The sequence below is a fragment of the Nocardia ninae NBRC 108245 genome (assembly GCF_007990755.1).
GTDB classification, from domain to species: Bacteria; Actinomycetota; Actinomycetes; order Mycobacteriales; family Mycobacteriaceae; genus Nocardia; species Nocardia ninae.
Map to the genome: position 1 here is coordinate 1 of NZ_BJXA01000201.1, position 618 is coordinate 618.

Here is a 618-nt window from a genome sequence, read left to right on the forward strand (position 1 = left end):
GGTGCTGACCGGCGGGGCCGACGTGGCGCCCGCCCGCTACGGCGCGTCCGAGCACGCCCTCACCTACACCCGGCCGGACCGTGACGAGTCCGAATTCGAGCTGTTCGCGCTGGCGCGGGCGGCGCGGCTGCCGGTGCTCGCGGTGTGCCGGGGCCTGCAGGTGGTGAACGTGGCCTTGGGCGGCACGCTGGTCCAGCATCTGCCGGATGCGGTCGGGCATGCCGAGCACTCGGGCACCGTCGGCGGCTTCACCGTCACCGAGGTGGTGACCGTGGCCGGGAGCAAGGTCGCGGCCATCGCGGGGCCGCAGGTGAAGGCCAACTGCCATCACCACCAGGCGATCGACGTGCTCGCCACGGAGTTGGTGGCCACCGCGCACGCGACGGACGGCACGATCGAGGCGGCGGAGACGGCCGACGGACCGTTTCTGGTCGGTGTGCAATGGCATCCGGAGGTGGATGCGGTCGACCGCCGGTTGATCGGCGCGCTGGTCGCGGCGGCCGAAGACTATCGAAGGGAGCGGATTTCGTGACGACAGCGCAGGTGGTGAACCCGGCGACCGAGCAGGTCGTGGCGACGGTCGAGCTGGTCGGCGTGGCCGAGACCGACGCGGCGATC

General features: G+C 72.2%; 1 protein-coding gene. It reads left to right on the forward strand.

The window, feature by feature from the left end:
• The coding region (locus NN4_RS44680; protein ID WP_147144484.1) for a gamma-glutamyl-gamma-aminobutyrate hydrolase family protein at nucleotides 1-532 on the forward strand (532 nt) is incomplete at its 5' end.
• Between the last annotated feature and the right edge of the window lie 86 nt (nucleotides 533-618).